The sequence below is a fragment of the Asticcacaulis machinosus genome, from assembly GCF_028550435.1.
GTDB classification, from domain to species: domain Bacteria; phylum Pseudomonadota; class Alphaproteobacteria; order Caulobacterales; family Caulobacteraceae; genus Asticcacaulis; species Asticcacaulis machinosus.
Genome location: NZ_JAQQKV010000001.1, coordinates 1,611,544 through 1,634,095, shown reverse-complemented (window position 1 = coordinate 1,634,095; position 22,552 = coordinate 1,611,544). Strand labels below are relative to the sequence as shown.

Annotated in this window: 15 protein-coding genes; 7 read left to right on the top strand and 8 right to left on the bottom strand. The window is 57.6% G+C overall.

What is annotated here, in order from left to right; translation table 11 throughout:
* Window positions 1–2 precede the first annotated feature (2 nt).
* The gene (locus tag PQU98_RS07445; protein WP_272744272.1) at window positions 3–545 is read left to right on the top strand and encodes a periplasmic heavy metal sensor; all 543 of its coding nucleotides are present in this window, start codon (window positions 3–5) and stop codon (window positions 543–545) included.
* Window positions 546–872: 327 nt separating this feature from the next.
* Here the strand turns inward: PQU98_RS07445 and PQU98_RS17050 are convergent, their stop codons facing one another.
* Window positions 873–3,425: a PAS domain-containing sensor histidine kinase gene (locus PQU98_RS17050; RefSeq protein ID WP_272744271.1), complete on the bottom strand. Its 2,553-nt coding sequence runs from the start codon at window positions 3,423–3,425 to the stop codon at window positions 873–875.
* A gap of 334 nt (window positions 3,426–3,759) precedes the next feature.
* Here PQU98_RS17050 and clpB point away from each other — a divergent pair, with 334 nt between their 5' ends.
* Window positions 3,760–6,339, top strand: coding sequence for an ATP-dependent chaperone ClpB (gene clpB, locus PQU98_RS07435; RefSeq protein WP_272744270.1), 2,580 nt, complete (start codon window positions 3,760–3,762; stop codon window positions 6,337–6,339).
* Between the two features lie 145 nt (window positions 6,340–6,484).
* Here clpB and PQU98_RS07430 read toward each other — a convergent pair whose 3' ends face one another.
* The 3 genes from PQU98_RS07430 to PQU98_RS07420 form a co-directional block, all read right to left on the bottom strand.
* On the bottom strand, window positions 6,485–7,531 hold the full coding sequence (locus tag PQU98_RS07430) for a methyl-accepting chemotaxis protein (RefSeq protein ID WP_272744269.1): 1,047 nt from the start codon (window positions 7,529–7,531) through the stop codon (window positions 6,485–6,487).
* A 161-nt stretch (window positions 7,532–7,692) separates the two neighbouring features.
* Window positions 7,693–8,970, bottom strand: coding sequence for an NAD(P)/FAD-dependent oxidoreductase (locus tag PQU98_RS07425; protein WP_272744268.1), 1,278 nt, complete (start codon window positions 8,968–8,970; stop codon window positions 7,693–7,695).
* 155 nt (window positions 8,971–9,125) lie between these two features.
* Window positions 9,126–10,529, bottom strand: coding sequence for a glutamine synthetase family protein (locus PQU98_RS07420; protein WP_272744267.1), 1,404 nt, complete (start codon window positions 10,527–10,529; stop codon window positions 9,126–9,128).
* Window positions 10,530–10,663: 134 nt separating this feature from the next.
* On the opposite strand from PQU98_RS07420, the gene PQU98_RS07415 reads away from it, so the two are divergent.
* Window positions 10,664–11,440, top strand: a complete 777-nt coding sequence (locus PQU98_RS07415; protein WP_272744266.1) for a TrmH family RNA methyltransferase — start codon at window positions 10,664–10,666, stop codon at window positions 11,438–11,440.
* 17 nt (window positions 11,441–11,457) lie between these two features.
* Window positions 11,458–12,273 carry a hypothetical protein gene (locus PQU98_RS07410; RefSeq protein WP_272744265.1) on the top strand — a complete coding sequence of 272 codons (816 nt, stop codon included), beginning with the start codon at window positions 11,458–11,460 and terminating at the stop codon, window positions 12,271–12,273.
* Here PQU98_RS07410 and PQU98_RS07405 read toward each other — a convergent pair whose 3' ends face one another.
* A complete protein-coding gene (locus PQU98_RS07405) occupies window positions 12,274–13,257 on the bottom strand; it encodes an NAD-dependent epimerase/dehydratase family protein (protein WP_272744499.1) in 984 nt (327 codons plus the stop codon).
* A gap of 251 nt (window positions 13,258–13,508) precedes the next feature.
* Here PQU98_RS07405 and PQU98_RS07400 point away from each other — a divergent pair, with 251 nt between their 5' ends.
* Window positions 13,509–14,717 carry a glycoside hydrolase family 27 protein gene (locus PQU98_RS07400; protein ID WP_272744264.1) on the top strand — a complete coding sequence of 403 codons (1,209 nt, stop codon included), beginning with the start codon at window positions 13,509–13,511 and terminating at the stop codon, window positions 14,715–14,717.
* 83 nt (window positions 14,718–14,800) lie between these two features.
* Here the strand turns inward: PQU98_RS07400 and PQU98_RS07395 are convergent, their stop codons facing one another.
* A complete protein-coding gene (locus PQU98_RS07395) occupies window positions 14,801–15,508 on the bottom strand; it encodes a FadR/GntR family transcriptional regulator (protein ID WP_272744263.1) in 708 nt (235 codons plus the stop codon).
* A 459-nt stretch (window positions 15,509–15,967) separates the two neighbouring features.
* On the opposite strand from PQU98_RS07395, the gene PQU98_RS07390 reads away from it, so the two are divergent.
* Both PQU98_RS07390 and PQU98_RS07385 read left to right on the top strand, forming a co-directional pair.
* Entirely contained in the window at window positions 15,968–17,635 is a 1,668-nt protein-coding gene (locus tag PQU98_RS07390) for a GH35 family beta-galactosidase (RefSeq protein WP_272744262.1), read from the top strand.
* Between the two features lie 20 nt (window positions 17,636–17,655).
* Complete coding sequence (locus tag PQU98_RS07385) at window positions 17,656–20,526, top strand: glycoside hydrolase family 31 protein (RefSeq protein ID WP_272744261.1); 2,871 nt, start codon at window positions 17,656–17,658, stop codon at window positions 20,524–20,526.
* 163 nt (window positions 20,527–20,689) lie between these two features.
* Here PQU98_RS07385 and PQU98_RS07380 read toward each other — a convergent pair whose 3' ends face one another.
* Both PQU98_RS07380 and PQU98_RS07375 read right to left on the bottom strand, forming a co-directional pair.
* Window positions 20,690–20,878 (bottom strand): hypothetical protein, encoded by a 189-nt coding sequence (locus tag PQU98_RS07380; protein WP_272744260.1) that lies wholly within the window; start codon window positions 20,876–20,878, stop codon window positions 20,690–20,692.
* Between the two features lie 26 nt (window positions 20,879–20,904).
* A complete protein-coding gene (locus PQU98_RS07375; RefSeq protein WP_272744259.1) occupies window positions 20,905–22,539 on the bottom strand; it encodes an alpha-L-fucosidase in 1,635 nt (544 codons plus the stop codon).
* Window positions 22,540–22,552: the final 13 nt, after the last annotated feature.

Genomic DNA, 22,552 nt, shown 5'->3' with positions numbered 1-22,552 from the left:
TCGTGGCATCCGGTAATTCCAAATTGAAGTGGGCTTTGGGTATATCGCTGGCGTTGAACGTGTTTGCGTTGAGCGCGGGTGGGGCCTATTGGGGCTATAAGCACTTTCGGCCCAAGGGGCCTGAGCCGGTGACCGCCCTTACTGAAGCGACCGAAGGCATGACACCGGCCAATGGTCAGAAACTGATTGCCGCCGTGCGCGCCGCCGCTTTGGCCAGTGAGCCTGAGATGGAGGCAGCGTGGGAACTGCGTAAACAGGCTGCCGAAGTCGCCAAGACCGAGCCTTATGATGCCGCGAAGATCATGGCATTGCTGGCGCAGGCCCGCGATCTGGAGATCAAGGGTAAGATTCGTATCGAACAGACACTGGTCGATCAGGCGGCTGCCCTGCCGCCTGCTGAGCGTGCCATTGTAGCCGACCGTTTTATCAAGTCGTCGTTCAAGCTGCGTAAGCTGCTGTTTAAGGCTCAGATGGCTGAAAAGAAAGCCCGCGAAGAGGCGGCCAAGGCCGCCGCGTCCGCCAGCGGTGAGGCCGGGAAGTCTTAATTCTCCTCCCTACGCTTGCACGGGGAGGTGGCATTTGAGCGTTAGCGAAAATGACGGAGGGGGACTGATTATACCCCATGCCCCCGCCACCACATCTCATCGCTTTCAGCGATTTCGTGCGGCCCCCTCTGCGATTGAGAAGGGCTACTGCGTATGGGTTCGTTTCGTAGAACCTCCTCTGATTTCAGGGTAGGGTGGCAGATGATCCCTTGGACCGGATGACGGGGAGCTTAAAGCCGGTTAATTTTACCCTCTTCCGGCTAAAGCCGGTATCCCCCCCCCCTGAAATCAGGGGAGAGTCTTTAAATGGAAACGCAAAATTCGCCTTTACGCCGCCGATGACGGGCGCTGTGCGCCGTCCGACTGAACCGGCTGGCGGATGGGGACGATGACGCTGACGACCGTGCCCTTGCCGACCTCAGAGTCAAATTCCATGCGGCCATTGTGCATCTCAATTAGCGATTTGGTCAGGGCCAGTCCCAGCCCCGTGCCTTCGCGGGTCTTGGACATCTGGTTTTCGATCTGCTCGAACGGGCGGGCCAGACGCTGCATATCCCGCGCAGAGATACCGATGCCGCTGTCTGTGACCTTAAGGTGCACGCTGTGGTCGGTTGCCACCGCGCTGACTGTTACGCTACCGCCGTGGGGCGTGAACTTGATGGCATTGGTCAAAAGGTTCAGCAAAATCTGTTTCAGGGCGCGGTAATCGGCCTCAATGTCCGGCAGGGATGACGGCAGGTGTACTTTGAGTTTAAGCCCCGATTTCTCGGCCCGCTGGCGCACCAGCCGCAGAGTGTCTTCGACCACATCGTCAATGGCCACAGCCTCGAAGTTCATATCCAGCTTGCCGGCTTCGATCTTCGACATATCCAGAATGTCGTTAATCAGGGCCAGCAGATGCTGCCCCGAATTGAGGATGTCGCCGGCATATTCCTTATAGCGCGGATGGCCGATCGGGCCGAACATCTCCTGCGCCATGATCTCGGAAAAGCCGTTGATGGCATTGAGCGGGGTTCTAAGTTCATGGCTCATATTGGCCAGAAACTCGGACTTGGCGTGGTTGGCCGATTCCGCGCGGATTTTTTCATGCTCATAGTTTTTGGCCAGATCGGCCTGGATCTTTCGGCTTTGCTCCAGTTTTTCGACCAGCCCCTGAAGCTGTTCTTCGGAACGGCGGCTCATTTCTTCCTGGTTTTTGACGACCGTGATATCGACCGCCGTCATCACCCGGCCACCTTCGGCGGTGCGGTTTTCGGTGATCTGCACCCAGCGGCCATCATTCAGTTCGGCCTCAATCGATGAGCCATCCGCCACCGATTGTTTACGGCGGATGGCGATGTCCATGACCTGTTCGATCAGGTCGCGGGCCGTGCCGACCTTGAGGAAGCGCGCATCGATACTAAAAGTTTCGGCAAAGGTAGTGTTCCACATAGCCAGACGTTGGCGCCGGTCCCACAGCACAAAAGCGTCCGACACCGATGATATGGCATCCAGCAGTCGTGATTCCGCGCGTTGGGCCCGCATCTGCGATACGCGCTGCTCACTGACATCCAGCATCACCCCGCTCAGGCGCGTAAAGCCATAGGCGTCACGCTCGCCGACCTCTTGCCCGCGCAGTTCCAGCCACAGGATGTTGCCGCTGTCCATAGGCACGCGAAAGGCGACCTCCAGCTTTCCGGTGCGGCGGGCGTCATGCAGGGCGCGCGTGACCTCATTACGCTGATCGGCGGCGATACGCGACAATATGTCGGTTGAACTGGCGACCGTCGTGCCGGGCCAGCCCAGCTTATGAGCCATGACATCCGAGATAGAGACCGTGCCACTATCCAGATCCCAGTCCCAGATACCGCAGCGCGCGGCATCGACCGCCAGCCGGTAGCGGGTTTCATTGCTCTGATAGCCCTGGGTTTCCTGCCGCTTGCGCCGGTCTTGCAGCACCAAAAGTGCCCCGAACAGCAGTCCGATCAGCAGCGGCGCGCCGATCACCGTCGCCCCCTTGATCAGGCCTGACTGCGGCGAGTAAAAAGGTTCGGTCGGCAGGCCGTAGACCGAGGTCAGGCCGGTCTCACCATCACGCACGGCCGCCAGCTTAACAAACCCGCCGCCGGATAAGGCCCCCTGAATCAGATTGCCGCCATCGGCGCGGGCGCGCAGTTGCTCAGGGCTGATGGCCAGAGCGTTTTGAACATCCTGCCCCATCAGACGGGGATCGGAGGCCTGCACGATCTGCCCGCGCGCGCTGATCAGGGCCTGAACCGTCTGGGCGGCATTGGTGGCGTCAAGCGTGTCGCTCAACCGGCCCACCACCTTGGGGCGGCCGGGGCCGGAACTGATGACGACATAGGCGCGCGGTGCGGGCGCAAGCCGTGAGGTGGCGGTCAGAATGTCGAGGCTTTTGTCGCTGCGGCTGGCGGCGTCCCGGATCAGAGCGGCTTCGTCATTGCCGCTCATGGCGATGACAGAGCCGTCCTGTGCGATCAGGGCGACAGACAGCAATGTGCCGCGCGACAGCTTAAGCGCGGCCTCTGTGGCGTCGAGCGGTTGACCCGGTGTGTGAGATACCTGAGTGAGGGCGGCGTCCATTGCGGTGCGGGCGGCATCAATACGGCCATCGCTGCGGACAGCGCTTAAACGGGCATTGAGCAGCAGCCTTTCCCCATCGGCGTCTTTTTCGGCCGACAGGGAGTTGGTGACCTGAAAGGTCGAGACTGCCATAGTCAGCATGGCCCCAAGGATAAGCGCAAGCGTTGAGACCCTCATCCACAGCGGCAGGCGCGGTGAAACGGGTGCAAAGGCTGCGGGGGCCGATTTTGGAGTTTGGTCGCGAGGGGACGCGCTGCGCGCAACCGGCGGCGATGAAGACTTTTTGACTGACGACACCCGGCTTGTCCTCTGATCAGAAGACGGGGTGAGGCGTTGCGACATAGACTAAGCCGTCCGATTGATTCGAGGTTAACAAACAGGGTAAACGGTTCGTTAATCCTATGTCGAGAGTCTTAAGTTTATGTTGATGGATGTAACCACAGGGAATGGGGCTGTGGATGAATGGGGCGGTCAAGATCATCGACGTCTTCACGTCCTATCCATGCCGGGAAATGTTCGGGAAATGCGGAGCTAACCCCCTTGTGTGATCCATATATCACACCATATCAGAGCCATGCCCAGAGTTGCCCATAAGGGGACTTCGGCTAATTTCCGCCTTTGAGGGGATGCCATGAACATCGAAAAATATACCGAAAAAACCCAATCCATTATCCGCAGCGCGCAAGGGTTGGCGCAGGCGAATAGCCACCAATATTTCACGCCGACGCACCTGCTGAAGGCCATGCTGGACGATAAGGACAGCCTGTCGAAGCACCTGATTGAACTGGCCGGCGGCAATGCCACGGCGTTTGTCGGCGCGGTCGATCAGGCGTTTGCCAAACTGCCGTCGGTCACCGGCGCAGGCGCGCAGCTTTACATGCACAACGACACGGCTAAGGTCTTTAACGACGCCGAATCCGAAGCGGCTAAAGCGGGCGACAGTTTTGTCACGCCGGATCGTTTGCTGATCGCGATTGCGGCCCTGAATGACAGTGCCGCCCTTTTGAAAGCCGCCGGTATTACGGCCAAACAGTTACAGGATGCGCAAGTGAACTTTCGCAAAGGCAAACCCGCCAACTCTGCTTCCGCCGACGAAGGCTTTGACGCGCTTAATAAATATGCCCGCGATCTGACCCAGGCCGCCCTTGACGGCAAGATTGATCCCGTGATTGGCCGTGACGAAGAAATCCGCCGCACGATTCAGGTTCTGGCGCGGCGCACTAAGAACAACCCCGTCCTGATCGGTGAACCGGGGGTGGGTAAGACGGCCATTGTCGAAGGGCTGGCCATGCGCATCATCAATGGTGATGTGCCGGAATCGCTTAAAGACAAGAAGCTGTTTTCGCTCGATATGGGCTCGCTGATTGCGGGCGCAAAATACCGCGGTGAGTTCGAAGAACGCCTCAAGGCCGTGCTGAATGAAGTGACGCAGGCCGAAGGTCAGATCGTGCTGTTTATCGATGAAATGCACACCCTGGTGGGTGCCGGTAAATCGGATGGGGCGATGGATGCGTCGAACCTGCTGAAGCCCGCTCTGGCGCGCGGTGAGTTGCACTGCGTGGGGGCGACGACCCTTGATGAGTATCGCAAACATGTTGAAAAAGACGCGGCTCTGGCCCGACGTTTCCAGCCTGTGTTCGTGTCGGAACCGACCGTCGAAGACACGATCTCGATTCTGCGCGGCCTGAAGGAAAAGTACGAAGTCCACCACGGTGTGCGTATTTCGGACGGGGCCATAGTATCCGCTGCGACCCTGTCCAACCGCTATATTGCGGATCGCTTCCTGCCGGATAAAGCCATTGATCTGATCGACGAAGCGGCCTCACGCGTTCGCATGGCGGTGGATTCCAAGCCCGAAGAACTGGACGAAATCGACCGTCGCGTCGTGCAGCTTAAGATCGAGCGCGAGGCCTTGAATAAGGAAACCGATGCCGGATCGAAAACCCGTCTGGAAAAACTCAGCGAAGACCTGTCCGAACTGGAATCCCAATCGGCTGACCTGACGCAAAAGTGGAAGGCCGAAAAGGATAAGGTCGGGGCTGCTGCCGTGGCCCGTGAAGCGCTCGACCGGGCACGCATCGAACTGGCCAATGTCCAGCGCGCCGGTGATCTGCAAAAGGCGTCGGAGATCCTGTACGGGCAAATCCCGGCGCTGGAAAAGCAACTGGAACGGGCTGAAGCCACGTCACAAGAGGCTCCCCTCACGCCGGAAGTCGTGGATTCATCTCAGATCGCGCAGGTCGTGTCGCGCTGGACCGGCATCCCCGTCGATAAGATGCTGGAGGGCGAGCGCGATAAGCTGCTGCGTATGGAGGACGAACTGCGCAAACGCGTGGTAGGGCAAGATGAGGCGCTGGAAGCCGTGTCTGACGCTGTGCGCCGCGCGCGCGCGGGCCTGAAAGACCCGAACCGACCGATTGGGTCCTTCCTGTTTCTGGGGCCAACCGGCGTCGGTAAGACCGAGCTAAATAAGGCGCTGGCGGAGTTCCTCTTTGACGATGAGGCGGCGATCACGCGGCTGGATATGTCCGAATATATGGAAAAACATTCCGTCTCACGCATGATCGGCGCGCCGCCGGGCTATGTCGGTTATGACGAAGGCGGGGCCCTGACAGAAGCGGTGCGCCGTCGTCCCTATCAGGTCGTGCTGTTCGATGAGGTCGAAAAAGCCCACCCGGACGTGTTCAATATCCTGTTGCAAGTTCTGGATGACGGCAGGTTAACCGACGGGCAGGGGCGAGTGGTAGATTTCCGCAATACTCTGATCGTCATGACCTCGAATCTGGGGTCGCAATATCTTGTCAGTATGACGGAGGGGATGGATATGGAAACCGTTCGGCCTTTGGTCATGGACGATGTCCGTCGCCACTTCCGGCCGGAGTTCCTAAACCGGATTGATGAGACGATCCTGTTCCATCGTCTGGGTCGTGACAACATGTCGGCCATTGTCCGCATCCAGCTCAAAGGCATTGAAAAGCGGCTTGCCGAACGCGGTATGAGTCTGGTGATTGATGACGCGGCCTTAAGTCATCTGGCCGAGCGCGGTTATGATCCGGCCTACGGCGCAAGGCCTCTGAAGCGGGTCATCCAGAAGGAACTGGTCGATCATATCGCCAAGTCCATCCTCAGCGGCGCACTGGCCGATGGTGATGTCATCAGCGTCGGTTATGATGGCGAAGAACTGGTGATTCAGAAACCAACGGTGAACTAGGGGGGCGCTCTTAGAACTCCCCCTCTTGGAGGGGGAGCTTCAATTCATGAAATGAATTGAAGAGGGGGTAAACAGTAGCGCAACTAACCCCCTCTGATATGAGCTAAGCTCAAATCAGCTCCCCCTGCATCAGGGGGAGTTCTTATTACGGCCGCTGCACCAGAACCCCTCGCCAGCCGAGGCCGGCATAGGTCTCATAGCCCGGTGTGGTGTGGAAGGCTGTGATGGTGCCGTCTGTCTCGCGGTAATGGCCGGATGAGCGGCCCTCGGATTTGATCTGTACCCGCTCGGACAGGATACCCTTGCCATCAGACGCCGCGATCACCAGCCCGGACGCATCAACCAGCAGGGCGCGGGTCTTGGCCCGTTCTTCATCCCCCAGACGAATGCCGGTCATGATCGTCTGCGCCTGCGGCTGCCAGTCGAAATGCACGCCTAAGATCCCCAAAAGCTTGCCGTCCGCCTCACCGCCTTCGCGCACGCCGGTGGCATAGGTCGCGATTTGCGCGCCATTCAGCAGGGGCTCTGTGGTAATATCAGCCACCGCAAAATCATTGCCGCTATGCAGGGCGCGGGCGCGCTGAAACCAGTCACGATTGCTGACATTGTGACCGGCCACGCCATACTGTCCCGGTCGGCCCGACGCGATGATATTGCCGCTTGAGTCGCACAGCCACAAATCGATATAGACCGTATAGGCATCCAGGATCACCCCCAGCCGTTTGGAAGCATAGGCGCATCTGTCGGCCACCGGATCGGCGGCAGCCTCAACCATAGCTGCATCGGTCGCCCACCAGCGCACATCGCAGGTGCGCTCATAGAGATTGCGGTCGATCAACTCAATAGCATTGAGCGCCAGATCGGTCAGGCGCGCGCCCTGACTTTGCAGGGCCATGTCCTGCGTCAGTTTTTCCAGCGTCTCGAACTCGCCGCCCAGTTCCTTGGCCAGAGCCGATGACAGGCCCTCGACTTCGGTGGAAATGCCGCGCACCTCATCGGCCACGACCGAAAACCCGCGGCCCAGTTCACCGGCGCGATTGGCTTCGATCAGGGCGTTGAGCGCCAGAATTTTCAGCATATTGGTAACTGAGCGGATGTCGCGGACCTTACCGTTGGTCACTTCCTTAGCGCGCGCGGTGCGGGCGATAATGTCGTTGACGCTGACGGGTTTGACGGCTTCGGCTATGGACACGATTCCCCCTTCGGATACCGGACTATGTGGTAATATATGCAACCATGTACCTGAAATGTTAATTAACCCTAAAACACAGCGTTGTCACATAACTCTTCGTATACTATGGGAATAAGTGTCTGTGTATAAAGCATAAACTGTCGTGATTTGCGACAGGCTTGTTAGAGCTTATCCATAAGTGAATACCAGCTCAGGCCCGCGATCAGGGCCGGGGTACGTAAGGCTCTGCCACCCGGAAATGGCGGCACCGGCAGGCGGCTCAGCAGATCAATATCCCGGCCATCGCCCGCAACCGCATGGGCGAGCAATTTGCCAAAATAGGGGGCCAGCACCACGCCCTGACCGGAATAGCCGGCGGCGCACAGGAAATTGCGCGACAGTCTTCGCACAAATGGCGCGCGGGTGAGTGTAATCGCCAATGTCCCGCCCCAGCCGTGGCTGATTTTGACGCCCTCAAGCTGCGGGTAAATTTTGAGCATGTTCTTGCGCACAAAGGCGCGGATATCCTTGGGGAACCACGGCGTGTAGTTCTCGCCGCCGCCAAACAGCAGGCGGTTATCGGGGGTCTTTCGCCAGTAATTGACCACAAAACGGGAATCGGCGGCAGCATAATCATTTGGCAATATGGCCGGATCAGTTAGCGGTTCGGTCGTCAGGATAAAGTTGTTGATCGGCAGAACCTTCGCATCGGCCTCATCGCTCAGGCCGTGCATATAGCCATTGCCGCACAACAGGACATGATCGCAGGTGACACGACCGGTATCGGTCATCACCTCATAGCCGTCGCCTTTGGGAGTAATGGCGGTGACGCGGCTGTGTTCATAAATCTGCGCCCCAAGGGTGCGGGCGGCCTCGGCCATACCGAGCGCCAGCTTCAGCGGGTGCAGATGGCCGCCGCCCATATCCAGTATGCCGCCATGATAGACATTGGTGCCCAGTTCGGTCGCAACCTCGGATTGGCTGAGGATAGACGTTTTGTCATAGCCGTACCGCGCCCGCACAAACTCGGCGTAGGCGATGTCGCCTTGCGCAAACTTCGGGCGATGCCAGGCATGGATCAGACCACGTTTGACATCACAGTCGATGGCATAGTCACCAATCAGGCTATGCAGGCTATCCAATGCCGCCTGCGACATGTCCCAGAAGGCGCGGGCATCGTCAGCCCCGAACAGGCTTTCCAGATGCTGCGGATCAAGGCGTTGACCCACGTGCATTTGCCCGCCATTGCGGCCCGAAGCGCCGGAACCAATGCGCGCCCTTTCCAGCAGAACGCACTCTATGCCGCGCCTTCGCAATTCGATGGCGGCTCCAAGACCGGTATAGCCGCCGCCGATAATGGCGACATGAGTACGGACATCGCCGTTCAGCGCGGGCGCTGCCGCCGGTATATCGGCGGTCTGAGTGTACCAGGAGTCTGTCGGATGGCCGGTGTTTTTCATACAAAATCCTCCTCCCCTGCAACGCGGGGGAGGTGCCGCGACAAGCGTTTAGCTTGTAGGGGCGGAGGGGGCACACTGGGAACGGCGTGTGCCCCCTCCGTCATTTTCGCTGCGCTCAATGCCACCTCCCCCGTAAACAGGGGAGGAGGAAATCACTACACACTGAGCAGCAAAAACTCCCGTTCCCACGGGCTGATGGTGCGCATGAAGGTCTCATATTCATGCTGCTTGACGCGCGAATAGGCGGTGATGAACTGCTGCCCCAGAATTTCGGCCACAGGCTCAGAGCGCTCCATCTTAATCAGCGCCTGAATGAGGCTGTAGGGCATATCGTGGGACGGGGTTTCGCTCATGTCCGTCTCGACCGGTGCCGCTGGCTGATTAGCTTCAATCATCCCCAGATAGCCGGTCGCCAGCACGCCTGCGATGGCAAGGTACGGATTGGCATCCGACGACGGAATCCGGTTCTCAAGCCGGCGGTTTTCGGCATCCGACGGTGGCACCCTAAGGCCCGCTGTGCGGTTATCATAGCCCCAATGGGTGTTGACCGGCGCGCCCGATCCGCGCGACAGACGCCGGTAGGAATTGACGTAGGGTGCCAAAAGCGAGGTGATCGCGGGCATATATTTCTGCTGTCCGGCGATGAAGTGGAAAAAGGCCGGGGTCGGCTCACCGGTCTTTGGATCGGAAAACAGGTTATTGCCCGTCTGCGCATCCAGCACCGACTGGTGGATGTGCATGGCAGAGCCGGGCTCCAGCGCCATAGGCTTAGCCATAAAGGTGGCGTAGATATCGTGTTCCAGCGCCGTTTCCTTGATGGTGCGTTTGAACATGAATACCTGATCGGCCAGTTCGAGCGGATCGCCGTGACGCAGGTTGATTTCCATCTGGGCCACGCCGGATTCGTGGATCAGGGTATCAATCTCAAGACCCTGACTTTCCGAATATTCGTACATGTCCTCAAACAGGGCATCGAATTCGTTGACCGCCGAAATGGAATAGCCCTGACGGCCGGTCTCAGGCCGTCCTGACCGACCGGTCGGCGGTTTCAGCGCATAATCAGGGTCGATATTTTTTTCGACCAGATAAAACTCAAGTTCCGGCGCAATCACCGGCTTCCAGCCCTTGTCGTGATAGAGTTTGAGCACGCGCCGTAAGACCTGACGCGGGCTTTCCTCGACCGGGCGGCCATCGGGCAAAAAGGCATCGTGAATGATCTGGGCCGTCGGATCGTTCGCCCAGGGCACCACGGCCAGCGTATTGAAATCGGGGCGCAAAAACACGTCGGTATCGGACTGGACCGTGCCAACTATGCCCTCAAGATCCGGAAAATCGCCGGTGATGGTCTGATAGAAAATCGACAGGGGCAGGTTCATCGACCCCACCTGAAGGAATTTGCGCACCGGCATGATCTTGCCGCGGGCCACACCGGCCAGATCCGGCACCATGCACTCGATCTCTTCTATGTTTTGTGAGGCGCACCAATCGGCCGCTTCACGGATGTCTTTGGCGCCGCGCTTGTTATAGCCGGTTTTGGGACGTTTGGATTTGGACTTCATGGGTATGACTTTGAAGAGGGCTTTTAGGGGGCAGCTTATGTGTGTATGGCTTGATCATGGAGAGGTCGCGGATATTTTCAACCGAAAATGTCTGTAAATATCCGGCGACTACGTAAATGTGATCACAAAACCTCATGCCCGTTATACCCCTAAATTCCGCAAATGATAGCCGCCTTGAACCCTATCGTGATGTCAAAGACCGCGACCTGACCGGGCGGCAGGGCCTGTTTATGGCTGAGGGCAAGGTGGTGCTGGAGCGGCTGTTTGCCTCGCCTTTGTGTGAGACGGTCAGTGTCCTGACCACACCGGCGCGGCTTGAGGGCTTGAGTGTCTCCGATGATGTGCTGGTTTATCTGGTTGAGCAGGCGGTGATGGATCAGGTGGCGGGCTTTCCGATCCATCGGGGCTATCTGGCGTTGGGCCGGTATGCGCCGCCCCGCACCCTTGGGGACATTCTGGCGCGGGCGGGGCGGTTGCGGATACTGGCCTTGAGCGCCATTGCCAATACCGACAATATGGGCGGGCTGATGCGCAATGCGGCGGCCTTTGGCGTGGATGCTGTTGTGCTGGACGCCGCCTGTTGTGATCCGTTGTACCGTAAGGCGATCCGCGTCAGTGTCGGCGGGGCGTTGGTCGTACCGCATTACCGTCTGAACGCAGGGGAAAGCCTGCTGGATGTGCTGAGTACCCATAATCTGATCGCCTATGCCCTGAGCCCGACGGGGGACATGGTGTTGGATCAGGTCGTGCCCGCGGAACGCTCGGCCTTCCTGCTTGGGGCCGAAGGGCCGGGCCTGAGCTGTGAGATACTGGACGCCGCCATCAGTGTGCAGATCCCGATGCACGGTGGCTTCGACAGCTTGAATGTCGCCACCACTTCGGGAATAGTGCTTTATCACTTGTGCCGTTAGAGCCTTTTGGGGGGAACATGAACATCAGGTTTTTAGCCGTGGCGGCGCTGTCGGCTTTATGTGCTATGCCGTCCTATGCGGTGACGTTTGCCGAGATGACGGTGACCTGCCCGGTCGGCGGAAAGTCCTTTGAAGACTCCACCTGGATGTCGTCATCGACCTGGGGGCAGAGGCCGGATGGCCGGCCGATCGGATCGGCGGATTTTCCCATGACACCGCCCATATGCCCGGACAATAAACTGGTCATGTATCGTGAGTTTTCGCCCGATGAGGTTAAGGCGCTGGAAGGTCTGATTGCGTCGCCGCAGTACCTGGCCCTGACGGACAAGGATACACCGTTTTATCGGGCAGCATGGCTTGAACATAAGCTTAATCAGGAAAGCAGTGATGATTTCTGGTTATTATTGCAGGCAACGTGGGAGGCAGAGGGCAATCCCGATCTGAAAGTGCGCTACCAGACCGAATTGATTGCGCGGGGAGAGGCCCTGAAAATGGCGGAGCCTGATGAGGCTGGTTTTGTGCGTCAGGTACGTGTCCTGAATGCTCGTCGCGAACTGGGGCAGTTCGATGTGGCTCTGGCTGAACTGGAGGCTACGCGCAAGCAGATGGCTAAGTCTAAGCTGGCTAAGGAGCTTAAAGATTTCAAAGAATATCTGGGGGAGCTACGGGCGGTCATCGTCAGGCATGATGCCCGTACCGAGCCGCTGGATGTCATCGGGCCGTTCGCAGCGGCGCGCGTCTGTGCCTTCGCACCGGAAACCCTGACGGAGTCGGATAAGGCCTATTGTGAAACGCCGGACATCAAGAAGCGTGTCAAAGGCTTTAAGGACTAATCAGTTCAAGCCCTTATAGCTCTTGAACCAGGTGGCAAACCGTTCCAGCCCGTCCTTAAGCGGGGTCGACGGGGCATAGCCCGTCACGGCCTTGAGCTTTGAGACATCGGCATAGGTGGTGGTGACATCACCCGGTTGCATCGGGCGCATGATCTTATTGGCCTCACGCCCCAGCGCGGTTTCCAACGTCGAAATCATGTCCATCAGGCCGACCGGCTGATGGGCGCCGATATTGTAGATTTCGTTTTTGCCACCGGCGGGCGGATGGTCGAGCACGCCGATAATGCCTTCGACGATATCATCGATATAGGTGAAGTCGCGGTGCATATGGCCTTCGCCGTAAACCTCAATGGCGTCGCCCTTCATGATCTTTTCGGAAAAGCTGAAATAGGCCATGTCCGGACGGCCCCACGGGCCATAGACCGTAAAGAACCGCAGGCCTGATTGCGGGATGCCATACAGGTGGCTGTAGGTCGTGCTCATCAGTTCACCGGCGCGCTTGGTGGCTGCATAGAGCGAGACGGGTTCGTTAACGCGGTCGTCTTCGCTGAAACCGTCACCGGCCAGAGGGCGGTCGCCGTAAACCGAGGACGACGAGGCATAGACCAGATGCTCAAAACCCTCTACGGCGCGGCTGGCCTCAAGAATGCTTAAGTGCCCCTGGAGGTTTGAGCGCTGATAGGCAAACGGGTTTTCGATCGAATAGCGCACCCCGGCCTGAGCGGCGAGGTGAATGATGCGGGTAATGCCGGCGTCAAGCACCAGGTCTTTCACGGCCTCAGCCTCGGCCACATCCATCTTCACAAAGCGAAACGCCGGGTGATCACCTATCTGCTTAAGGCGGGCATCTTTGAGGGCCGGGTCGTAATAGTCATTGACAATATCGATGCCGACCACGGACTCACCACGCGCCAACAGAGCCTGAGCCACATGAAAGCCGATAAAGCCCGCAACCCCCGTTACCAGTATCGCCGTCTTAGCCAATGTCACCGAACCCTTTGACTGCCATTCCCTGCGGCGTGTTTAAACGCCAATCACCTTTACGTCACGCACAATATGGTCATCGGCCTTAGAAAAGGTTTATGACTTGCCATCATCGCATTGATCATATTTATTAGTTCCATAAACAGCCGCCGCCGGTCAACGGACGGCGATTTCGGGCGGATTTTCCGGCATAACTGCACTGAGGGATCATCTAAACCGGCGCCGAAGGTGTGCGCTGGGCGGGAGGATTTATGTCTTTTCTGACTTCGGCCCTTAAGGCTTTGGCCTTTTTGGGAGCATTATCGTGCGCCACGACGGCTTTGGCCCATGAAACCTTAAAGCTTGAGGCCCCAAAGCCTGATCTGGCGGCCACGCCGCCGATGGGTTGGAATTCGTGGAATAAGTATAAGTGCGATATCAATGAGGCTATGGTGCGCCGTCAGGCTGATGCGATGGCGTCATCGGGTATGAAGGATGCGGGCTATCAGTATATCGTCATCGACGATTGCTGGCAGAAAAGCCGCGACGCTCAGGGCAATATTCAGGCTGATCCGGAACGTTTCCCGTCGGGTATCAAGGCGCTGGCGGATTATGTCCATTCCAAGGGGCTGAAGTTTGGGCTCTATTCCGACGCAGGCGTTCTGACCTGCGGTGGCCGTCCGGGCAGCCGCGGCTATGAGTTTCAGGATGCGCGCCAGTATGCCGAGTGGGGCGTCGATTATCTGAAATACGACTGGTGCTACACCGGCACGATGGATGCCGAGGCGGCCTACACCATCATGGCCAAGGCGCTGCGGGCTTCGGGGCGGGATATACTGCTGTCGATCTGCGAATGGGGCGATAATGAACCGTCGAAATGGGCGCACGCGCCCGGCCATATGTGGCGCACGACCGGGGATATCTTTGACGCCTGGGAAGGCAAGCAAGGCTATTCGATCGGCATGACCAATATCTTAGATAAGCAGGTTGATCTGTGGAGCCACTCCGGTCCGAATCGCTGGAACGATCCGGACATGCTCGAAGTCGGCAATGGCGGCATGACCAAGACGGAATATGAGGCGCACTTTTCGTTGTGGGCCATGCTGGCCGCGCCCTTGATTTCAGGCAATGACCTGTCGACCATGAGTGAGGAGACGCTCAAGATTCTGACGAACAAAGATGTCATCGCCGTCGATCAGGACCCGCTGGGGCAACAGGCGCGGCGCATCTGGAAAGAGGGCGATCTCGAAATCTGGGCGCGGCCACTCAAAGGCGGCGACCGGGCGGTTGTGCTGTTTAACCGTTCGCTGGAACCTAAGGCTATGAGTCTCAGTTGGGATCAGATCGATCTGCCTGCCGCCTTAAAGGCCGATGTCAAAGACCTGTGGTCTAAGGCCGTGACGAAAAACGTCAAAGGCCAGTTCGGCGGCACGGTGGCTCCGCACGGCGTCATCATGGTGCGGATTACGCCGAAGGTTTAAAATTCCAGTGCGCCGGAGGTGTGGTTGGAGCGGAATGATGCTGCATTCCGCTCCAACCACACCTCCGGCGCGGGACTAAAGATTTAATGCGTTGTTTCCGGATTGAAGGACGCCAGAAGTTCCAGCGATTCCAAAAGGATTGCCCGCATGGCTTTTTCAGCGCCAACGGCATCACCATTTTCAATGGCGATCAGTACGGCTTCGTGGGCCGGGATCGAGGCGGTATGGCCGGAAATCTTATTGGTCAGACCGATCGAGATGCGCAGGGCGGTATTGATCAGGGCCCGCAATTGCAAAAAGAACGGATTGCCGGAGGCCTTTAAGATAGCGACATGGAAATCAATATCGGCCAAAAGGGCCGCATCATGATCTGCGGCCTCATCGCGCATGCCGTTTAACCCGTCGCGGATGGCGCGAATATCGGCCTTATTCGCGCGCTGAGCCGCAAGCGCCGCCGCCACGGGCTCGATCGCCAGGCGCACCTCGGTAAATTCGCGATAAATCTTGTTGGAATATTGCCGCTCCATCAACCAGCGCGTGACATCTGGATCGAGCAGGTTCCATTGGGTAATCGGCTCGACTTTGGTGCCTTGGCGCGGGCGGGCGCTCAAAAGGCCCTTGGCAGTCAGCATTTTCACGGCTTCGCGGGCAACCGTGCGGCTGGCCCCGAATTTAGCGCATAATTCCGCCTCGGTCGGAAAGCCGTCCTTATCGAAATCGCCAATGACGATCGATTGACCAAGAGTTTCCAAAAGCCCGTAGGTCAGGCTGATGCCACGATGGGTACGCATGTTTCTCTACCTTGCCATTTGCCCCGCTTTGGCGCGGGCTATTATATGTAAAATCTCAACCAGCCCTTGTTTAATCGGCAAAAAATGTCGTCCTTGTCCAGCCTAAATAACTGCAAACACACATTTTTTTGTTTTTTCCGTTTAATGGGCCACGCTTTGGAAAGTGAAATTAGTCATCGTTTTCAAAGCGTTTTTCTATTGGACACCTTTTTCAATGATAGCGCTATCAATTTTGACTTGCCGTTTGAATTTTTGATGATACACAAATTTGTAAGATAAAATAGCTCGTCGCGTGCCAAACGAAAATACCGCGGCAAAGAGCAAAAACCGGGAAGCGATGGTTGAAGGGACATCCAGTTGCGGCTGAGGGCCACGGCGCATGACGCTGTGTGGCTCATGGTTTATATCCCGTACTTAAACACAGATGTTTCAGAGGGAGCCGGGCAACCGGAATTCAGTATGATATCCACGCACGCAAAGCTGACGCGGCGTTTCCTGATGGGGGCCTGTGCCGGCCTGATGATGGTTTCGGCCGCCATGCCAACGGTAGCGCAGGCTGTAAAAGAGTCGCCGCGTATTGAGAAAAAGAACGGCAAGGCGGCGCTGTTTGTCGATGGCGCGCCTTATCTGATCCTCGGCGGGCAGGCCAATAACTCTTCGAACTATGTGTCGCAACTGCCCAAGGTCTGGCCGGCGCTGAAAGACATCCACGCCAATACGCTGGAAATTCCGGTGGCGTGGGAGCAGATTGAGCCCAAGGAAGGCCAGTTCGATTTTTCCTATGTTGATGAACTGGTTAAGCAAGCCCGCGCGAACGATATGCGGCTGGTGCTGCTGTGGTTCGGGACGTGGAAGAACACTTCGCCCAACTATACGCCGGACTGGGTGAAGCTGGACAATAAACGCTTCCCGCGCATCACTAAAAAAGACGGCACCATGTCCTATTGCCTGTCGCCGATGGAGCGCACGACCTTGGAGGCCGACAAATCCGCCTTCGTCGCCCTGATGACGCACCTGAAGAAAATCGACGGCGATCAGCATACCGTCATCATGATCCAGCCCCAGAACGAGAGTGGCACCTATGGCTCGGTTCGCGACTATTCCCCTAAGGCGGAAAAGGTATTTGCCGGTCAGGTGCCCGCCGCCCTCCTGAAAAAGAAGGGGATCGCTAAGGGCGGATCGTGGTCGCAGGTGTTTGGAAAACACGCTGATGAATATTTCCACGCCTGGCATATAGCGAGCTACATCAATGAGATCGCCGCCGCGGGCCGCAAGGTCTATGACCTGCCGATGTTCGTCAATGCGGCCCTGCGTGAGCCTCTGGTCGAGGTCGGGCCGGAAACCTACTCCTCCGGCGGGCCGACCCATAACGTGATCGACATCTATCAGGCCGCGGCACCGGCCATCGATATTATTGCGCCCGATATCTATAAGCGCGACTCGGCCAATTATGAGGCGGCCCTCAGCCACTACACCAAGCACAACAATCCGTTGTTTGTGCCGGAAACCGGCTCGGATACCGAGTTTGCGCGCTATATCTTTAGTGTACTGGGGCGCGGCGGGATCGGGTTCTCACCGTTCGGCATCGACTATACCGGCTATACCAACTATCCGCTGGGTGGGCGTCACATCAATCCTGAGGGCCTGAAACCCTTCCGTGAGAAATATGCTCTGTTTGCGCCGATGATGCGCGACTGGGCCAAGATCGCCTATGAGAAGCCCGTCTGGGGCGTGGCCGAAGCCGATGACCGCAAGCCGCAGTCGATCGATCTGGGTGGCAAATGGAAGCTCGACGTCATGTATGGCGAATGGCAGTTTGGCCTGACCGAATGGACGTGGCTGGGTAAGTTCGATCCGGTGCCGGGCCGTGAAAAGCCTAATGGCGGCGTGGTCGTTGCCCAACTGTCCGAAGATGAGTTTCTGGTCACCGGCGTCCATGCCCGCCTTAATTTCGGCGTGGGCGACAAACAAAAGGGTAAGAACCTGATCTTCCGCGCGGTCGAGCAGGGCCATTTTGAAAATGGCAAATGGGTTGTCGATTTCGTCTGGAACGGCGATCAGACCGACTACGGCCTGAACCTGACCGGCGAACCGGCTATTCTTAAAATCAAACTCGCTACCTATTAAACGATACAGGGAAGACGATTATGAAACCATTTATCTACGCTCCCGCTCTGGCGGTTATGTTGATGGCCAGCACGGCTCTGGCCGGCAGCTTTGAAAAAACCGCCACCGGTATTGTGGTGAAGCCTGACATCGGTTCGGCCAAAGAAGTGCGCCTTGAGGTCATCAGCGACTCGATTATCCATGTGCTGGCGGTCGATGATCCGGCCCGCGCGCAGATCTCATCTCTGATGGCGGTCGCCAAGCCTTCGGGCTCGTTTGCGGTCAGCAGTGCAGCCGACACCGTCACTCTTGATGCCGGTAAAACCAAGGCCGTGGTGTCCCTGAAAAACGGCCTGATCACATTCCAGGATGCGTCGGGTAAGGCCGTGCTGACGCAGGCCAAGGCCGATATCAAGCCGGTTCTGGTTGAGGGGAAGTCCTATGTCGCCACCTCGGCCCAGTTCAACAAGAGCACGACCGAAATGTTCTATGGTCTGGGCCAGCACCAGAACGCCCAGATGAACCTGAACGGCGAAGATGTCGAACTGCGCCAGCACAATATGGACATCGGCATCCCGTTTGTGGTCTCGGACCAAAACTACGGCGTGCTGTGGGATAACAACTCGGTCACGCGCTTTGGTAATCCGGTGCGTTTCGGTCTGGCCAGCCGTGATCTTAAGCTGCACGGGCTGGACGGCAAGGCCGGGCTTACCGCCAAATACTATGTCGACGGTAAGCTGATCGTGACGCGCAACGAGCCGGATGTCCGTTACCAGTTCCTGAGCGATGTCGATAAATACTGGCCCAAAGATGCGGCCCTCAGCAAGGAAGCGACGACCGGCAAAAAGGTCAAGGTGGTCTGGGAAGGCCGCATGACCTCCGACAAGGCGGGCGTGCATAAGATGCGCCTGTTCGCGTCCGACTATGCGACGCTTAAAATCGATGACAAGACCCTCTTTGGTCACGAAATCTGGCGCATGGGCTGGAACGGCTGGTACAACAACTTCGAACAGACCTTTGAGGCCAAGAAGCCGGTTAAGGTCTATCTGGAGTGGGAACCGTCCGGCGGTCTGGTTTCGCTGCACCATTCCAATCCGGAGGCCTCAGCCGATAAGCACTCCCTGCGCTTTACTTCTGAGGCGGGCACGGGCCTGAACTACTACTTCATTTCGGGCAAGGATATCGAAGGTGTCATCGGCGGCTACCACCACGTCACCGGCACCCCGCCGATGATGCCGAAGTGGGCTTACGGTTTCTGGCAGTCGCGTCAACGCTATGAGACGCAAGACCAGTTGCTGGGCGTGCTCAAAACCTACCGCGACAATAAATGGCCGATCGACAATATCGTGCAGGACTGGTTCTACTGGCCGGAAGACCAGTGGGGCAGCCATAAGTTCGACGCCACCCGCTTCCCTGACCCCAAGGGTATGGTCGATAAGGTTCACGCCCAGAATGCCCGCATCATGATCTCGATCTGGGGCAAGTACTATCCGAACACCGATAATTATAAGGAATTCGACGCCAAGGGCTATATGTGGACCAAGAACGTCGAACTGGGCTTTAAGGACTGGGTCGGTCCGGGCTATCTCAACAGCCACTATTCGCCGTATAACAAAGAAGCGCGCGATATCTATTACCGCCAGATGAAAGAAGGTCTGGTGAAGTACGGCTTCGATGCGTGGTGGATGGATAATACCGAGCCTGACGTGCGTTCCAACACCTCACCGGAGGAATTTGCCGAACTGATCACCCCGACCCAGATGGGGCCGGGGGCTCTGGTTCATAACGCCTATGCCACCATGAATACCCAGGCCATGTATGACGGACTGAGTGCTGATCAGCCGGATACCCGCCAGTTTATCCTGACCCGCTCAGGCTTTGCCGGTGTGCAGCGCAACGCGGCGGCCCTGTGGTCGGGCGATGTGGTCGGCACGTGGGATAATCTCTATGACCAGATCTCGGCCGGTGTGCAGACGGGTTTTTCCGGTGTGCCGAACTGGACGCACGACATCGGCGGCTATGCGCAGGAAACCCGTTTTCAGGGCAAAGAGGTCGGTGGTCTGCAGGAAAACCGCACCGCCGGTGGCACCGGTACGGCTGATGATCTGAAGGAATGGCGTGAGCTGAACCAGCGCTGGTGGCAGTTCGGCACGTTCTCGCCGCTGATGCGCTCTCATGGCGAAGGGGTGAAGCGCGAAATCCATGAAATCTCACCCGAAGGCTCGCCCATGCGCGCCAACATGGTGTGGTTCCTGGAACTGCGTTACCGCCTGATGCCGTATATCTACACGGCGGCGGCGGCCAGCCACTATGACTCGGCGCCTATCATGCGCGGCTTTGCACTTGATTTCCCGAACGACGCCAAGGCCAAGGACCTTCGTGATCAGTATATGTTCGGTACATCGATCATGGTTGCCCCGGTGACCAAGTATCAGGCGACCTCGCGCAGCGTTTACTTACCCGCGGGGGCTGACTGGTACGATGTCTACACGGGTGCCAAGGCCAAGGGCGGTCAGACGATCACGGTCGATGCGCCGCTTGATCAGATCCCGCTGTTTGTCAAATCGGGCGCGATCGTACCGTTTGGGCCGGTGATGCAGTATGTCGATGAAAAGCCCGATGCACCGATCACAATCAATGTCTATACCGGTGCGAACGGCAGCTATAGCCTCTATGAAGATGACGGCGTGACCAATGCCTATATCAAGGGCCAGTTCAGCCGCATCCCGTTTGCCTATAATGACAAGACCGGCGAACTGACCATCGGTGCACGTTCGGGCGAATATAAGGGTATGGTGACCAACCGGACGTTCAAGGTGCGCTTTATCACCGAAGGTGGGAAAACCACCGACTTTGACGCGTCGGACCGTACGGTGACCTATAATGGCGCGGCTGTGACGGTGAAGCGGTAAACCTTAGAACTCCCCCTCTTGGAGGGGGAGCTTCGATTTATGATTTTCATAAATTGAAGAGGGGGTAAACTGACAGTCAGTGCTGTTCACCCCCTCTGATATTTAGCTACGCTAAAATCAGCTCCCCCTGCACCGCGCGGGCGGCCCCGCAGGGGGAGTTCTTTTATTTGCGCTTGAACGGCAAAGGCCGATCCGGATCGATATTAAAGCCCAGCAACCACGACCTGACCGCCTGCACCTTACGGGCCTGTTCCAGCTTCTGTTCGCAGATCATATCGTCGACGGCCCACATATAGGTGCGCAATTGGCGGGCATAGAGGCTGATCGGGCAGCAGGGGTCATCAACAGGCATTAAGGCGCGGGTTCCTTATGGGCGGACTAAACCAGAGTCTGGCCGGTGATTTTTAGCACCGGCGTTGCGGCCGGACGCTGAGCGGGCAGTTTCACATTTAGTCCGTCTGGAGACAATTCAAATTCCAGAGGTTGAGCTATACCCAAAAGTTCAACGGTTTCAATACGAGCTTTGGCATTGAGCGTATTTTTTGCGAACGTGGTTATGAGCATCTGACCGCTTTCGGGCCAGTCCTGCGCCAGCGCATAGAGCGCGCCGTCCTTGGTGGTAAAGCGGATATCCTGAGCGGTAAACGGTTTGGCGGCGGCTTCATTCTGGTGTCCGGCACCGACTTCGGTCGGGCCTTCCCCAAACGTATGCCACGCGCGGGTGCCGAAGATCGCCTCGTTATTGACGGCCATCCACGCGGCCATGTCCTCAAGGATGGCCACTTCTTTCTCATCGATTTCGCCGTTACCGCGAATCGGGATCGACAGCAAAAGGTTGCCATTTTTCGAGACCGCATCAGTCAGTAACTGGATGACCTGCTTGGCCGATTTATAGCCGTCACGTTCATACAGGGCGCGGTCATAGTGCCAGTTGCCGATGCAGGTGCAGGTCTGCCAGTATTCGGGCCTCAGGTAAGCCGACGCCCCGCGCTCGACATTATTGGTCAGGGCTTTGGCTTGCGTGGCATCCAGCTTATTGCCAGTGACGACCGCTTCGTTTTTGCCGTGCCATTTGGTGGACTGGTTATAGAAATAGGCCGTCGCTTCAAGCCCCACGCCAGCCAGCGGGGTGACATAGTTGTCCATATAGACAAAATCGGGGCGGTACTTATCCATCAGGTCGTTCTGACGGGCCAGCCACTGTTTGGCATAGTATGGGTTGTTCTTCGGCTGCGCCTCGGTCCATTCGCCGGAGGTTTTGTCGTTAAAGGCCTGCATGTCGGTGATCGACGTGATGCCGTCAGGCGGCACCATGCCCTCGGCCCGCCCGGTGTAAAGCTCCTGCGGGTCAAGGCCGTCCCACCATGTGCCCTTGCCGTCCTTTTTGGTCAGGCGATAAGCGTCATAGCGCACGCCTTTAAGCGGGCCTTCGGCATCATAACCGTAAGCCGTCTGCCACCAGTGCCAGGCGTGGGCCGAGTGGTTGGAGACGCCAAACCGCAGGCCCTCAGCTTTTACCAGTTTTTCCCACGTCCCGACGATATCCTTTTTCGGACCGACGCGGACGCTGTTCCATTGATGATATTTGGAATCGAACAGATCGAGGTTGTCGTGGTGGTTGGCCATAGCAACAATGTACTTGGCGCCTGCCGCCTTATAGAGTTTGGTCAGGATTTCCGGCTGCCACTTGTCGGCTTTCCACTGACCGATGATGTCCAGAAAGCCGGTTTTACTGGGATGGCCATAGTGTTTGACATGGTGGTCGTAATAGAAATTGCCCTGCATATACATCTGGCGGCCGTACCAATCGCCCGCCTCCGGTACACACTGTGGCCCCCAGTGCGCCCAGATGCCAAGCTTGGCATCCTTGAACCACTCAGGTGTCTGGTAGTTCTGAGACAGAGACTCCCAGGTCGGTTTGAATTTTACCGGTTTTGCGTGAGTTGCAGGGGCCAAAGCGGCTGCGGTTAAGGCCGAGCCAGAGGCCAGAAGGTTGCGACGGGTGGTGGTCATAGGCGTTTCCTCG

What these genes read in the sequence shown, in the direction of transcription:
- PQU98_RS07395 (WP_272744263.1), bottom strand. Translation starts at nt 15,508, where the DNA reads ATGCGTACCCATCGTGGCATCAGCCTGACCTACGGGCTTTTGGAAACT.
- PQU98_RS07390 (WP_272744262.1), top strand. Translation starts at nt 15,968, where the DNA reads ATGATATCCACGCACGCAAAGCTGACGCGGCGTTTCCTGATGGGGGCC.
- PQU98_RS07385 (WP_272744261.1), top strand. Translation starts at nt 17,656, where the DNA reads ATGAAACCATTTATCTACGCTCCCGCTCTGGCGGTTATGTTGATGGCC.
- PQU98_RS07410 (WP_272744265.1), top strand. Translation starts at nt 11,458, where the DNA reads ATGAACATCAGGTTTTTAGCCGTGGCGGCGCTGTCGGCTTTATGTGCT.
- PQU98_RS07380 (WP_272744260.1), bottom strand. Translation starts at nt 20,878, where the DNA reads ATGCCTGTTGATGACCCCTGCTGCCCGATCAGCCTCTATGCCCGCCAA.
- PQU98_RS07375 (WP_272744259.1), bottom strand. Translation starts at nt 22,539, where the DNA reads ATGACCACCACCCGTCGCAACCTTCTGGCCTCTGGCTCGGCCTTAACC.
- PQU98_RS07400 (WP_272744264.1), top strand. Translation starts at nt 13,509, where the DNA reads ATGTCTTTTCTGACTTCGGCCCTTAAGGCTTTGGCCTTTTTGGGAGCA.
- PQU98_RS07420 (WP_272744267.1), bottom strand. Translation starts at nt 10,529, where the DNA reads ATGAAGTCCAAATCCAAACGTCCCAAAACCGGCTATAACAAGCGCGGC.
- clpB (WP_272744270.1), top strand. Translation starts at nt 3,760, where the DNA reads ATGAACATCGAAAAATATACCGAAAAAACCCAATCCATTATCCGCAGC.
- PQU98_RS07415 (WP_272744266.1), top strand. Translation starts at nt 10,664, where the DNA reads ATGCCCGTTATACCCCTAAATTCCGCAAATGATAGCCGCCTTGAACCC.
- PQU98_RS07425 (WP_272744268.1), bottom strand. Translation starts at nt 8,970, where the DNA reads ATGAAAAACACCGGCCATCCGACAGACTCCTGGTACACTCAGACCGCC.